This is a genomic window from Pseudomonas shirazensis (assembly GCF_050496565.1).
GTDB classification, from domain to species: Bacteria; Pseudomonadota; Gammaproteobacteria; order Pseudomonadales; family Pseudomonadaceae; genus Aquipseudomonas; species Aquipseudomonas shirazensis_A.
The window spans coordinates 78,593-92,717 of record NZ_JBNWAE010000007.1; the positions used below are offsets into that span (position 1 = coordinate 78,593).

Here is a 14,125-nt window from a genome sequence, read left to right on the forward strand (position 1 = left end):
CCTAACGGCTGCGCTTGCCGGGCAGCGGCGCAAACAGCGCTTCGATCTCTTCATCACCCAGACGCCACTGACCGCTCTGGCCGCCATCGAGCAGGCCGGCTGCGAGTGCTGCCTTCTCTTGCTGCAGCAACTGGATCTTCTCCTCGACGGTGCCTCGGGTGATCAGCTTGTAGACGAACACTGGTTTGTCCTGGCCGATGCGATAGGCACGGTCGGTCGCCTGGTTTTCGCTGGCTGGGTTCCACCATGGGTCGTAGTGGATCACCGTGTCCGCAGCGGTCAGGTTGAGCCCGGTGCCGCCGGCCTTGAGGCTGATCAGAAACACTTCGCTGTCACCCTGCTGGAACTGCTGCACCGGTGCGCGGCGATCGCGGGTGTCGCCGGTCAGCAGGCTGTAGCGGATGTCACGCTTGATCAGCTCCTGCTCGATCAGCGCCAGCATCGAGGTGAACTGCGAGAACAACAGGACCCGGCGGCCTTCGCTGAGCAGTTCTTCAAGCATCTGCAGCAGGCTGCTCAGCTTGCCTTTGTCGGCCTGACTGCCTTTGCTCTCGACACTCTTCACCAGGCGCAGGTCGCAGCACACCTGGCGCAGTTTCAATAGGGCATCGAGGATCACGATCTGGCTGCGCGCCGCGCCGTTGCGGGCGAGTTCGTCGCGGACCTTCTTGTCCATCGCCACCCGCACCGCCTCGTAGGTGTCGCGCTGGGCGTCGCTGAGCTCGACCCAATGCACCATCTCGGTCTTGGCTGGCAGCTCCTTGGCTACCTGCTCTTTGGTCCGGCGCAGCAGGAACGGGCGAATGCGCCCGGCCAGGTGGGCGAGGCGTTCCTGGTCGCCATGGCGCTCGATGGGGGTGCGGTATTCCTGATTGAAGCGTTTGCTGTCGCCCAACCAGCCGGGCATGAGGAAGTGAAACAGCGACCACAGCTCGCCGAGGTTGTTTTCCATCGGCGTACCGGTCAGGCACAGGCGCTGGCCTGCCTGCAGCTCGCCGACGGCCACGGCGGCCTTGCTGGTGCTGGTCTTGATGTTCTGCGCTTCATCCAGCACCAGCGTGTGCCAGTGCTGCCCGCGCAACTGCTCTATATCGCGCGGCACCAGCGCATAGGTGGTCAGGACCAGGTCGTATTGGCCCAGGCTGGCGAAGTGCTTGCTGCGCGTCGGCCCATGCAGGGCCAGCACGCGCAGGTCGGGAGCGAAGCGCTGGGCTTCGTCGACCCAGTTGGGGATCAGGCTGGTCGGCATCACTGCCAGGGCCGGCTGCAGCAGGCGGCCGTGTTGTTTCTCCAGCAGCAGATGGGCGAGGGTCTGCAGGGTCTTGCCCAGGCCCATGTCGTCGCCCAGAATCCCGCCCGTGCCGATCTCGCGCAACGCCTGCAGCCAGTTCAGGCCCTGCTGCTGATACGGGCGCAGGGTCGCGTTGAGTGCAAGCGGCGGTTCGACCTGGATGTCACGCGCATCGCGCAGGCGCCGGCCGAGCCCGCGCACGTGCTCGCCGCCTTCCCACAGCAGCGGTATGTGTTCCATGTCGCTCAGGCGCGCGGCATCGGCGCGGTCCAGGCGCAGCGCCGGGCCGCCTGTGTGTTCATGCAGGTACAGCTCGCCGAGGGTCGACATCACCGCCTTGATCCGGCCGTAGGGCAGGGCAACACGCAGTGGCGGACTGTCGAGGCGGCCGCGGTTGAGGTCCAGCAGCAAGTGCTCATCGTCACTACGCCGGGCCAGTTCGCTGGGGCGCAGCATTTCCGGATTGCTGCGCAGCAGTTGCAGCACGATCGGCAGCAGGCTGTGGCGCTGGCCGTCGACGACGATGCCCAGCTCAAGGTCGAACCATTCGTGGCCAGGTGCTTCGTCGACGCTGGCGTACCAGTCTTCGACCTCCTGCAAATTGAAGGCAAAATCACGGTGCACATCGATATGCCAGCCGGCCTCACGCAGGCGCGGCAGGCCGTCGCGGGCGAATGTCAGCCAGGCTTCGTCGTCGGCAAGCTGATGCATGTCGCCGGCACTGTCGGGCAGCGCTTTGCTTTGCCGGGTGGCCAGCTTGAAGCCCAGCTCGCGCAGGGTCTTGCGCATGGCTTGCTCAGCCTGTGGCTGACGACGGATGCGCTGGCTGGTGGCACCAACCAGGCGGGTCAGGGGTTTGTCGTCGTTGCCGATTGCCAGCACGCCGTCGTAATCGAACGCCAGCGCGGCGCGGTGTTGCATCTGCCGTTGCATGCGCCCGGTCTTGGGCGTGTAGGCACTGAACTCGAGGCTGCCTAGGGTCAGGCGCGGAGTCGGCTGGATGTCTTCGAGCAGCTGCTGCTTGACCTGGGTCGGGGTCGGCACTTGATGGTTGAGGGCGTTGAGCTTGTGACTCAGCGGCACGACCAGATGTTCGGGTACCGGCGGTGCCAGTGACAGTTGCAGGGCAATGTGCGGGTCGAGTGAGTGGCTGACACGGCCAATTTCACCAGCGCGTACATCCAGCCAGAACAGCGGCGCCAGTGCCAGCACGAAGAGCCTCTCCTCGCCGCTGAACCAGCTGCCGCAATAGGTAGCGTCGCTCTGGCGCACCCAGCGGAACTCGGCCTCGCGCTCAGGGCCCTGGCGCAGCAGCGGCCGGTCATCGCTGTACAGGACGCGGCCGGTGTCCAGTGCGCGCTGCAGCAATTCGCCGCCTTCCTGGCCTTTGAGTGCGTAGCCGCGGTCCTGGCCGTAAGGGATGTTCTGCCCATTCAACTGGCGCAGGATGCGCAGGTCTTCAGCGGTAACGAAGCGCGGCGTGTCATACAAGAAGTCATACAGCGACTGCACCCGGCTGAAGCGCAGGCCACGCTCATCGTCGGTGCCTTTGCGCACGCGCAGGCTGCAGCTGCGATCCTCATGCACAACCAGCTGATAGCAGACCATCCGCCCGCGTTTGTCATCTGCGCCGAGGCTGACTGTGGCCGGTTGCTGCATCCCTTGCAGCCAGTGCTGCAAATGATGGGGCAGGGTGTCGCTGTCTGTCGGCGCGCTGCTGTCAAGCAGGGTGAACAGCACCGCAGCGCAGTGCTTGCAATTCTCTCTGACCGGGCACGAGCAGTGGCCGCGCACATGGCACTGGCCAGCAACTGCTGTGATGAGGATGCGCTGGGTATAGAGGCCGCTGCCGCTGCCGCGACAGGTGGCTTCGATCCGCGTCTCGTCATGGTCGAGGATCTGTACCCGGTCTTCTTCGGCGTAGCGCTGGCCGCGTTGCAGAACCGCAGCGGAGAAGGCGCGTTTCCAGCTGGTGTTGCTGCGCACCAGCGCGACGGCGTCGGAGGTCACGGTGTCACTGCTCCATCATCTCCGGAGTCATCTCCGGCAGTTTGCGCGCGCCCACGGGTGCGACCTTGAGCAGCAGTGCCAGGTGGCCACCGTCAAGGAAGGTCAGCTGGCCGCTTTTCATGTTGCGATTGCTCTGCTGGAAATGCTCGCTGCGCAGCACGTTACCGTTGCCATCGAGCTGGTTGACCCAGAAGCTCGCCTGCACGGCGATGAAGCGGCCGTCGGCCAGGCTCAGGTTGCCCTCGATCGGGAAGTGACCGAACTGCTCCTCGCCAGCGCCCAGTGCAATGCTGCTGGGCTCGCTGCCGAGCTGTTGCTGCCAGGCCTTGTGCAGCAGCACGGTGTAGCTCGGCGTGGCCTCCAGGCGGGTCGCTTCGTCGGTCAGCACCGGTGGCCGTTCGGCTTCCTTGCTCAGGCGCGGCGCGCCGGCGCGCCAGTCTTCCGGGGCGAACTGGCTGGTCACCGCCGGTACATCGTTTTGCCGCACCAGCAGCATCTCCACCTGATACAAGCCATCAGCAAACGCCGTCGGCGCACACAGCGTCAGCAGCAAGGTCAGGCAACGAATGGCACGCATGTAACTTCCTTCAGGCAGGCTGTGGGGTGAGGCGCTCGAACAGCGCCTCCACGGTATTGAAGCGTTCATCCGGGCGTTCCATCGGCACCAGGAAGCGGAACTGGGTCGCGCCTTCGAACTTGTAGCGTTTCGGCTGGCCCTGGATCAGCTTGATCAGGGTCAGCGGGTCGACTGGCGTCTCGGCTTCGAATTCGATCTTGCCGCCGTTGGGGCCGCCGTCGACTTTCTTGATGCCGAGTTTTTCTGCCTGCAGCTTGAGCAGGGTGATGCGGATCAGGTTCTTGGTCGGCTCCGGCAACAGGCCGAAACGGTCGATCATCTCCACCTGCAGGTCCTTGAGACCTTCTTCGTCGGTCGCCGAAGCGATGCGCTTGTACAGGATCAGCCGTGCATGCACATCGGGCAGGTAGTCTTCCGGGATCAACGCCGGCAGGCGCAGGTTGATTTCCGGGCCGCCGCCCAGTGGTTGTTCCAGGTTTGGCTGATTGCCCTTGCGGATCGCCTTGACCGCGCGTTCGAGCATTTCCATGTACAGGGTAAAACCGACCGCCTGGATCTGGCCGCTCTGGCCATCACCAAGCAGCTCGCCGGCGCCGCGGATTTCCAGGTCGTTGGTGGCCAGCACGAAGCCGGCGCCGAGGTCCTGGGTGTTGGCAATCGCCTCCAGGCGTTTTTCAGCGTCGCTGCTGACCTTCTGCCGGGCAGGGGTGAGCAGGTAGGCATAGGCCTGGTGGTGGCTACGGCCAACCCGGCCGCGCAGCTGGTGCAGCTGGGCCAGGCCGAACTTGTCGGCGCGCTCGATGACGATGGTGTTGGCGCTGGGCACGTCGATACCGGTTTCGATGATGGTCGAGGCGATCAGCACGTTGAAGCGCTTGTGGTAGAAGTCGCTCATGACCTGTTCCAGCTCGCGTTCGCGCATCTGCCCGTGGCCGATGCCGATGCGCGCTTCGGGTACCAGTTCGGCGAGGTCGGCGGCGCACTTCTCGATGGTCTTGACGTCGTTATGCAGGTAATACACCTGGCCGCCACGCAGCAGTTCGCGCAGCAGGGCTTCCTTGACCGTGCTGTTGTTCTGCTCCATGACGAAGGTGCGCACCGACAGCCGGCGCGCTGGCGGGGTGGCGATGATCGACAGGTCGCGCATGCCGGCCACGGCCATGTTCAGGGTGCGCGGGATCGGCGTGGCGGTCAGGGTGAGGATGTCGACTTCGCTGCGCAGGGCCTTGAGCTGCTCTTTTTGCCTCACGCCAAAGCGGTGCTCTTCGTCGATCACCACCAGGCCAAGGTCTTTGAAACGCACGTCATCCTGCAGCAGCTTGTGCGTGCCGATCAGGATGTCGATCTTGCCCTCGGCCAGATTGGCGGCGGCAGCGGCGATGTCCTTGGCCGACTTGAAGCGGCTCATCACCTCGACGGTTACCGGCCAGTCGGCAAAGCGGTCGCGGAAGCTGTTGTAGTGCTGCTGGGCGAGCAGGGTGGTCGGTACCAGCACGGCCACCTGGCGGCCGCTGTGCACGGCAATGAACGCCGCGCGCATGGCCACTTCGGTCTTGCCGAAGCCAACGTCGCCGCAGACCAGACGGTCCATCGGCTTGGCCGCGAGCATGTCTTCGCGCACCGCGTCGATGGCGTTCTGCTGATCGGGGGTTTCCTCGAATGGGAAGCCGGCGCTGAAGGTGGCGTAGTCGGCCGCAGGGTCGGCAAAGGCGTAGCCCTTGCGCGCGGCGCGACGGGCATAGATGTCGAGCAGTTCGGCGGCCACGTCGCGGACCTGCTCGGCAGCCTTGCGCTTGGCCTTCTGCCAGGTTTCCGAGCCGAGCCGGTGCAGCGGCGCCAGGGCGTCATCGCTGCCGGTGTAGCGGGCGATAAGGTGCAGGTTGGCCACCGGCACATACAGTTTTGCGTTCTCGGCGTATTCGAGGGTGAGGAATTCGGCGGCCTGACCGTCGATTTCCAGCGTGGCCAGGCCCAGATAGCGGCCAACGCCGTGATCGATATGCACCACCGGTGCGCCTTCACGCAGCTCGGTGAGGTTTTTGATCACCGCGTCGTTGGCCGCCTCACCGCGCTTTTCGCGGCGTCGGCGCTGCATCACGCGCTGGCCGAACAGCGGGCTTTCAGCGATCAATGCCAGTGCCGGGTCGTCCAGCAGCAGGCCGTAGTCGAGCGGCGCAATGGTGATCGCCAGGCGCTCTTTGCCGGTGATGAAGTCGGTCCAGCCGTCGACGGTCTGCGGGCGCAGCTTGAGCCGTTCGAGCATCTCCAGCAGCACTTCGCGGCGGCCGGCAGATTCTGCAGTGAACAGCACTCGACCCGGGAACTGGTCAAGAAACGCCGACAGCGCCGCCAGCGGTTGATTGGCCTTGGCTTCGATGGCCAGGTTGGGCAGCTCGCGCGCCGGGAAGCTTTGCCGGCCAGCGCCGGGTTCGAGGTCGTCACTGCTGACTACGACGCGCGGCCACTGCTTGAGGCGGGCGAAGCAGTCTTCCACTGGCATGAAGAGTTCAGCTGGGGGCAGCAGTGGCCGGGTCAGGTCGCCGCGGCGGTCTTCATAGCGCCCGCGCACGTCGTTCCAGAAATGCTCGGCAGCCTGCTCGACGCCGGGCATCGAGAACACCTGGGTGTCAGTCGGCAGATAGTCGAACAGCGTCGCGGTTTCTTCGAAGAACAGTGGCAGGTAGTACTCGATACCGGCCGGGATGATCCCGCTGGCGAGGTCCTGGAAGATCGCACTGCGGCGAAAATCCACGTCGAAGCGCTCGCGGAAACGCGCCTTGAAGCGGGTGACTTCTTCCTTCTGCATCGGGAATTCGCGTGCCGGCAGCAGGCGTACCGATTCAACCTTGTCGATCGAGCGCTGGGTCTCTGGATCGAAAGTGCGCAGGGTCTCGATTTCGTTGTCGAACAGGTCGATCCGAAACGGCAGTTTGCTGCCCATCGGGAACAGGTCGATCAGTGCGCCGCGCACGGCAAATTCGCCATGCTCGTAGACCGTGTCGACACAGCGATAGCCGCTGGCTTCGAGGCGGCTGCGCATCTGCTCGACATCGATGGTCTGGCCGACGTCGAGGACCAGGCTGCTGCCGAGCAGAAAGCGCGTTGGCGCCAGGCGGTGCAGGGCGGTGGTGATCGGCACCACGAGAATGCCGTGGTCCAGTTCCGGCAGCCGGTACAGGCTGGCGATACGCTGCGAGATGATGTCCTGGTGCGGCGAGAACAGATCGTACGGCAGGGTTTCCCAGTCGGGGAACGGCAGCACCGGCAGGTCCGGGGCAAAGAAGCGCAGCTCCTGCTCGAGACGGTCGGCGGCCTGGCTGTCGGCGGTCAGCAGCAGGGTAAAGCGCCGGGCGCCACTGGCGGCCTCGGCGATGGCCAGGCTGAGGGCGGCACCGGGCAGGTTGCCCCAGGTTTGTTTGCCGGCCTGGGCCGACAATTGCGGTAAGCGCAGAACTGACACGGGAGAATGCACTCCAAGCGTTGCGGCAAAGAGGTCGATTGTACCGACGCCGGTGCCAGCTGTCAGGCTCGCGAGGGCTCAAGCAGCGGTGTGCAGCGTTAACGACAGGCGCTCATTGCTCGATACGCCGTGGGGCGTCATAATGTAGCCCCTTTTTTCTACCCCTACATGTGGAAGGTTCCCGTGACTCAGAAGCCCGACCAGTGTCTTGGTGAGTGGATTGATCGTGAAGCTTTGGCTGAAGCCATGATCCCGCTTATCGGTCAGCTCTACCGCAACAACAATGTGGTGAGCTCGATCTATGGCCGTAGCCTGATCAACCGTTCGGTGATCTCGATCCTCAAGGCGCACCGCTTTGCGCGTCACCGTCAGACCGACGAGACCGAACTGTCTGTCCACGAGACGTTCCCTCTGCTCAAGGCGATGAGCGAGCTGAAACTGGGCGCCGCTTCGGTCGACCTGGGCAAGCTGGCCAACAAGTTCAAGCTTGAAGGCAATGGCCGCAGCGCCGAGCAGTTCGTCCGCGAAGAACTGGCCGACGTGGTTGGTCAGCAAAACGTTTCGGCGCGCAAGGGCACTGACGTCGTGCTGTACGGCTTCGGTCGTATCGGCCGTCTGCTGGCACGCATCCTGATCGAAAAAACCGGTGGTGGCGACGGCCTGCGTCTGCGCGCCATCGTTGTCCGCAAGGGTGCTGAAAACGACCTGGTCAAGCGCGCCAGCCTGCTGCGTCGTGACTCGGTGCATGGCCCGTTCGATGGCACCATCACCATCGACGAAGCCAACAACACCATCACCGCCAACGGCAACCTGATCCAGGTTATCTACGCCAAGAGCCCGAGCGAAGTCGACTACACCCAATACGGCATCAAAGATGCGCTGATCGTCGACAACACCGGTGTATGGCGTGACGCCGACGGCCTCGGCCAGCACCTGGCCTGCCCGGGCGCTGCCCGTGTGATCCTCACCGCACCTGGCAAAGGCGCGCTGAAGAACATCGTGCACGGCATCAACCACGGTGAAATCAGCGCTGATGACAAGATCATCTCCGCGGCTTCCTGCACCACCAACGCCATCGTGCCGGTGCTCAAGGCAGTCAACGACAAGTTCGGCATCATCAACGGCCACGTCGAAACCGTTCACTCGTTCACCAACGACCAGAACCTGATCGACAACTTCCACAAGGGCAGCCGTCGTGGCCGCGCCGCGCCGCTGAACATGGTCATCACCGAAACCGGTGCTGCCACCGCCGCTGCCAAGGCGCTGCCTGTGCTCAAGGGCAAGCTGACCGGCAACGCGATCCGCGTACCGACGCCGAACGTGTCCATGGCCATCCTCAACCTGAACCTCGAAAACGGCACCAGCCGCGAAGAGATCAACGAGTACCTGCGCCAGGTTGCCATGCACTCCGAGCTGCACAAGCAGATCGACTACGTCAACTCGCAGGAAGTGGTTTCGACCGACTTCGTTGGCTCGCGCCACGCCGGTGTGGTTGATGCTGAAGCGACCATCTGCAACGAAAACCGTGTTGTCCTGTACGTCTGGTACGACAACGAATTCGGTTACAGCTGCCAGGTAGTGCGCGTGATGGAAGATATGGCCGGGGTCAACCCGCCAGCCTTCCCACGCTGATCTGCCGATAGCGTTGTATTGCTGATTTTGGGGCTGCCTTGCAGCCCTTCGCGGGCAAGCCCGCTCCCACAGGATTACGCCTATATCTGTGGGAGCGGGCTTGCCCGCGAAGGGCCGCAAAGCGGCCCCATTGTTTAACTGATGGGCATTTGGCTGCCTCACGCAGGGGTGCTTGCCACGATATGTAGTGAAGGCAAAATTCGCCTACGACGCGACCAAGGGTTAATGTGCGCGGCGTTGCCGCTTGATTAGACTGCACCCGAATTTTTCCATGGCGCCGCGGCGACATGATCGCGCCCCGCGGCCAACCGGCCGGCGGGCCAGTTTTGAAGGAGTACGCATGGCTGTCTACAACTACGACGTAGTGGTGCTGGGTTCCGGCCCGGCCGGAGAAGGTGCGGCAATGAACGCCGCCAAAGCAGGGCGCAAGGTGGCGATGGTCGATAGCCGTCGCCAGGTTGGCGGCAACTGCACCCACCTGGGCACCATCCCGTCCAAGGCACTGCGTCACTCGGTGCGGCAGATCATGCAGTTCAACACCAACCCGATGTTCCGTGCCATCGGTGAGCCGCGCTGGTTCTCGTTCCCGGACGTGCTCAAGAGCGCCGAGAAAGTGATCTCCAAGCAGGTCGCTTCGCGCACTGGCTACTACGCCCGTAACCGCGTTGACGTGTTTGTTGGCACCGGCAGCTTTGCCGACGAGCAAACGGTCGAAGTAGTCTGCGCCAATGGCGTGGTCGAAAAGCTGGTGGCCAAGCACATCATCATTGCCACCGGTTCGCGCCCGTACCGCCCGGCTGATATCGACTTCAACCACCCACGTGTGTACGACAGCGACACCATTCTCAGCCTTAGCCACACCCCGCGCAAACTGATCGTCTACGGCGCTGGCGTGATCGGCTGCGAGTACGCGTCGATCTTCAGTGGCCTGGGCGTACTGGTCGAACTGGTCGACAACCGTGGTCAGCTGCTGAGCTTCCTCGATTCGGAAATCTCCCAGGCACTGAGCTACCACTTCAGCAACAACAACATCACCGTGCGTCATAACGAAGACTACGAGCGGGTCGAAGGCCTCGACAACGGTGTGATCCTGCATTTGAAGTCGGGCAAGAAGATCAAGGCCGACGCCTTGCTCTGGTGCAATGGCCGTACCGGCAACACCGACAAGCTGGGCCTGGAAAACATCGGTATCAAGGTCAACAGCCGTGGCCAGATCGAAGTCGACGAAGCCTACCGCAGCACGGTGCCGAACATTTATGGCGCCGGTGACGTGATCGGCTGGCCGAGCCTGGCCAGTGCCGCCCACGACCAGGGGCGCTCGGCAGCGGGCAGCATTGTCGACAATGGCAGCTGGCGCTTCGTCAACGACGTGCCGACCGGGATCTACACCATTCCCGAGATCAGCTCGATCGGCAAGAACGAGCAAGAGCTGACCCAGGCCAAGGTGCCGTACGAAGTTGGCAAGGCGTTTTTCAAGAGTATGGCGCGTGCGCAGATCGCCGGTGAGCCGCAAGGCATGCTGAAGATCCTGTTCCACCGCGAGACCTTGCAGATCCTTGGCGTGCATTGCTTCGGCTACCAGGCTTCGGAGATCGTGCACATCGGCCAGGCGATCATGGATCAGCCGGGTGAGCGCAATACCTTGAAGTACTTCGTCAACACCACCTTCAACTACCCGACCATGGCCGAAGCCTATCGTGTAGCGGCTTACGACGGCCTCAACCGGCTTTTTTGAGCGGCTCCGACCGGTGGCCTGAGCCGGTCGGGGAGCTCGGTTTCAATCCTACCCAAGGGTGGTCTTGGCCAAACCGGGAAAGTCTGTAATCAGGCTGTCAGCGCCAAAGTCGGCGAGTCGGCGCATCAGTGCCGGCTCGTTGACCGTCCACACCGACACGTGCAAGCCCTGACGCTGAGCCTTGATCAGGCGCTCGGGGGTGCACAGCGTCCAGTTCAAGGCGAGCATCTGGCAGTTGTAGTTCTGCGCGACCTTCAGTGGGTCGAGCCATGCGTATTCCGCCACCAGCCCACGCGCTACATCCGGCACCAGCTCAACCGCAGCGCTGAGCACTTCACGCGAGCTTGAGGTGATGGTGACCTTGTCTAGCAGACCGTATTGCTGCGCCAGCTCGCGGATGGCCAGCACGGTGCTGGCGGCGCGGGTGCGCGAAGCGCTTTTGACTTCAAGCTGCCAGTGCTCGAATGCGCATTTCTCGAACAGCTCTTCAAGCCGTGGGATAGGGCAGGGCTGCACATGCCCCGGGCCGCCGGCACGGGCGTCATAGGTGGTCAGGTCAGCGGCGCTGTGTTCGACCACCTTGCCGCGGCGGCCAGTGGTGCGCTTGAGTGTCGGGTCGTGGATCACCATCAGCTGGTTGTCGGCCGACAGGTGCAGGTCCAGTTCACAGCGATTGACGCCGTGCTCCAGGCACTGACGGAAGCTGGTCAGGGTGTTTTCAGGTGCTTCGCCCTTGGCGCCGCGATGGCCGTAGATCAGGGTCACGTTCGTTCCTTCAAATCAATAAGAGCGGAGCTCAGGAGGCGGGATCGTTCTGTTCCAGTGCCTGCCGACGTTGCTGTTGCTGGCGCTGCAGGATATACCGCGCCAGCAGCTGGCGCTGGGCGTCGGTCATGTCGGTGAATTCGGTGCCGACTTCATAGTCGCCGCCGGGGCGGGCGTCGCAGTGGGTAACCCGACCGCGCAGCAGCAAGCCGTGGGCGCGGGGCATCAACACCATCTTGACTTTGACTCGGGTGCCGGCGGCGATCGCGCTGGCCTGGCTGAACTCGATGCCGCCCTCGGACAGGATCACCCGATGCGGTGCGCCGATCTCGCCGAGCAGGCTGTGGGCGACCACTGCGCTGAGCAGGTCGAGGCGTTTGTTCTGGGCGCGCAAGAATGCCGCCAGGGTGCGGTCCTTGTCGCTAAGCTGACGCAGCAGATGTTGCGATTCGAAGTCGGACAGATGCAGTTCGCTGAGCAGGTTGAACAGTGGCGAATCATCCTGCAACAGTTCTGGCTCCAGGGCCTCAGCCGCGCTCAGCGGGGTGATTTCCAGTGCGATCCTGTCTTCGATGCGGTAGTATTCGCGGCGATCTTCATCGTCTATTGTCGTCATGGCGAACCCAAGGTTACGGCGGTGGTCCGAGTGTAAAGCCGCCGTAGGCGCCTCGCCACAAGGACGTTCCCTTTCATCCGAACAAGCCCCGACATGTTCAGACCTCTTTTCGCATTTATTGGTACTCGCTACACCCGTGCCAAGCGCCGCAACCATTTCGTCTCGTTCATTTCCCTGACCTCGATGATCGGCCTCGCCCTGGGCGTGGTGGTGATGATCGTGGTGCTCTCGGTGATGAATGGCTTCGACCACGAGATGCGTACCCGCGTGCTTGGCATGATCCCTCACGCCACGCTTGAGAGCGGCCAGCCGATCAATGATTGGCCTGCCCTTGCTCAACAAGTAAAGCAGAATCCGCAAGTCGTGGCGGTCGCGCCATTCACCCAGATGCAGGGCTTGCTGACCTTCGATGGCAAGGTCAGCAAAGTGCTGCTCAACGGCATTGATCCTGCGCGTGAGCGGGAGGTGTCGATCATCGACAACTTCATCCGCGAAGGCAGCATCGACAAGCTGGCGCCCGGTGAGTGGGGCATCATGATCGGCGACAAGGCCGCGGCCAAACTGGGCGTCAAGGTCGGCGACAAGCTGACCTTCGTGGCACCAGAGGTCAGCGTCACGCCGGCGGGCATGTTCCCGCGCATGAAGCGCTTCACCGTGGTCGGCACCTTCCATGTCGGTGCGGGCGAGATCGACGGCTTCCTGGGCTTGACCAACATCGCCGACCTGTCGCGCCTGCACCGCTGGAAAGCGGATCAGGTGCAGGGCCTGCGGCTGAAATTCGACGACCTGTTCGAAGCCCCGCGCGTGGCCTGGACCATCGCCCAGCAGCTGGGCGAGCAGGAGTTCTACTCGCGTGACTGGACTCGCACCCACGGCAACCTGTATCAGGCCATCCGCATGGAGAAGGCGATGATTGGCCTGCTCCTGCTGCTGATCGTGGCGGTGGCGGCGTTCAACATCATTTCTACCCTGGTGATGGTGGTCAACGACAAGCGCGGCGACATCGCCATTCTGCGCACCCTGGGTGCTACGCCTGGGCAGATCATGGCCATCTTCATGGTCCAGGGTACGGTCATTGGCGTGGTCGGCACCTTGATTGGTGCGGTGGTCGGCATTCTCGCAGCACTCAATGTCAGCGCCGCGATTGCCGGCATCGAGAAGCTGATCGGGCACAAGTTCCTCAACGCCGATGTGTACTTCATCGACTATCTGCCTTCGCAGATCATCGCCCAGGACGTGTGGATGGTCTGCGGCGCGGCATTGATCCTGAGTTTCCTCGCCACCCTGTATCCGGCCTGGCGTGCGGCGCGCACCCAGCCTGCAGAGGCGCTACGTTATGAGTGAGTCGCGCATGAGTGATAAAGCCGTTCTGAGTTGCCGCAACCTGGGCAAGTCCTACGACGAGGGCCCGGAGTCGGTGCAGGTGCTGGCCAATTTGCAGCTTGAACTGCTGCCGGGTGAGCGGGTGGCGATTGTCGGTAGCTCCGGTTCCGGCAAGAGTACCTTGCTCAACCTGCTGGGCGGCCTCGACACGCCGAGCCAGGGCAGCGTGTGGCTGGCGGGTGAAGAGTTGTCGGCACTGGGCGAACGCGCCCGTGGCCTGCTGCGCAACCGTGCGCTGGGCTTTGTGTACCAGTTTCACCACCTGCTGGCCGAGTTCACGGCGCTGGAGAACGTGTGCATGCCGCTGTTGATCGGGCGCACGCCGATCCCGGAAGCGCGCGAGCGTGCCGAGGCCTTGCTCAAGCGAGTTGGCCTTGGCCATCGCCTGAGCCACAAACCAGCCGAGTTGTCTGGCGGTGAGCGTCAGCGTGTGGCGATCGCCCGCGCCCTGGTCAATCGGCCGGGGCTGGTGATGCTCGATGAGCCGACCGGCAACCTCGACCATCACACTGCGCAGGGTATTCAGGAGCTGATGCGAGAGCTGTCCAGCTCATCGCGCACTGCATTCCTGGTGGTGACCCACGACCTGAGCCTGGCACGTCAGATGGATCGCGTGCTCAAGCTCGAAGATGGCCACCTGGTGGCGATCTGAGTCG

Annotated in this window: 9 protein-coding genes; 4 read left to right on the forward strand and 5 right to left on the reverse strand. The window is 63.3% G+C overall.

Annotation, left to right across the window (positions count from 1 at the left end):
• Nucleotide 1 precedes the first annotated feature (1 nt).
• Genes ACQZ2L_RS12135 through mfd form a run of 3 tightly spaced genes read right to left on the reverse strand, consistent with a single transcriptional unit; the run spans nucleotide 2 to nucleotide 7,338 of the window.
• Nucleotides 2–3,301 carry an SNF2-related protein gene (locus ACQZ2L_RS12135; protein ID WP_430326231.1) on the reverse strand — a complete coding sequence of 1,100 codons (3,300 nt, stop codon included), beginning with the start codon at nucleotides 3,299–3,301 and terminating at the stop codon, nucleotides 2–4.
• 4 nt (nucleotides 3,302–3,305) lie between these two features.
• Nucleotides 3,306–3,878, reverse strand: a complete 573-nt coding sequence (locus ACQZ2L_RS12140; protein ID WP_103438022.1) for a CsiV family protein — start codon at nucleotides 3,876–3,878, stop codon at nucleotides 3,306–3,308.
• 10 nt (nucleotides 3,879–3,888) lie between these two features.
• Nucleotides 3,889–7,338, reverse strand: a complete 3,450-nt coding sequence (mfd, locus tag ACQZ2L_RS12145) for a transcription-repair coupling factor (RefSeq protein ID WP_430326232.1) — start codon at nucleotides 7,336–7,338, stop codon at nucleotides 3,889–3,891.
• Between the two features lie 168 nt (nucleotides 7,339–7,506).
• Between mfd and ACQZ2L_RS12150 the strand changes: the two genes are divergently transcribed.
• A complete protein-coding gene (locus ACQZ2L_RS12150) occupies nucleotides 7,507–8,970 on the forward strand; it encodes a glyceraldehyde-3-phosphate dehydrogenase (protein ID WP_430326233.1) in 1,464 nt (487 codons plus the stop codon).
• A 340-nt stretch (nucleotides 8,971–9,310) separates the two neighbouring features.
• On the forward strand, nucleotides 9,311–10,705 hold the full coding sequence (sthA, locus tag ACQZ2L_RS12155) for a Si-specific NAD(P)(+) transhydrogenase (RefSeq protein ID WP_101321180.1): 1,395 nt from the start codon (nucleotides 9,311–9,313) through the stop codon (nucleotides 10,703–10,705).
• A 48-nt stretch (nucleotides 10,706–10,753) separates the two neighbouring features.
• Here the strand turns inward: sthA and ACQZ2L_RS12160 are convergent, their stop codons facing one another.
• Entirely contained in the window at nucleotides 10,754–11,470 is a 717-nt protein-coding gene (locus ACQZ2L_RS12160; protein WP_430326234.1) for a glycerophosphodiester phosphodiesterase, read from the reverse strand.
• Between the two features lie 31 nt (nucleotides 11,471–11,501).
• Nucleotides 11,502–12,086: a PilZ domain-containing protein gene (locus ACQZ2L_RS12165; RefSeq protein ID WP_430326235.1), complete on the reverse strand. Its 585-nt coding sequence runs from the start codon at nucleotides 12,084–12,086 to the stop codon at nucleotides 11,502–11,504.
• A 93-nt stretch (nucleotides 12,087–12,179) separates the two neighbouring features.
• Between ACQZ2L_RS12165 and ACQZ2L_RS12170 the strand changes: the two genes are divergently transcribed.
• Nucleotides 12,180–13,430, forward strand: a complete 1,251-nt coding sequence (locus ACQZ2L_RS12170) for a lipoprotein-releasing ABC transporter permease subunit (RefSeq protein WP_430326236.1) — start codon at nucleotides 12,180–12,182, stop codon at nucleotides 13,428–13,430.
• A gap of 7 nt (nucleotides 13,431–13,437) precedes the next feature.
• Nucleotides 13,438–14,121: a lipoprotein-releasing ABC transporter ATP-binding protein LolD gene (lolD, locus tag ACQZ2L_RS12175; protein ID WP_430326237.1), complete on the forward strand. Its 684-nt coding sequence runs from the start codon at nucleotides 13,438–13,440 to the stop codon at nucleotides 14,119–14,121.
• The last annotated feature ends 4 nt before the right edge of the window (nucleotides 14,122–14,125 follow it).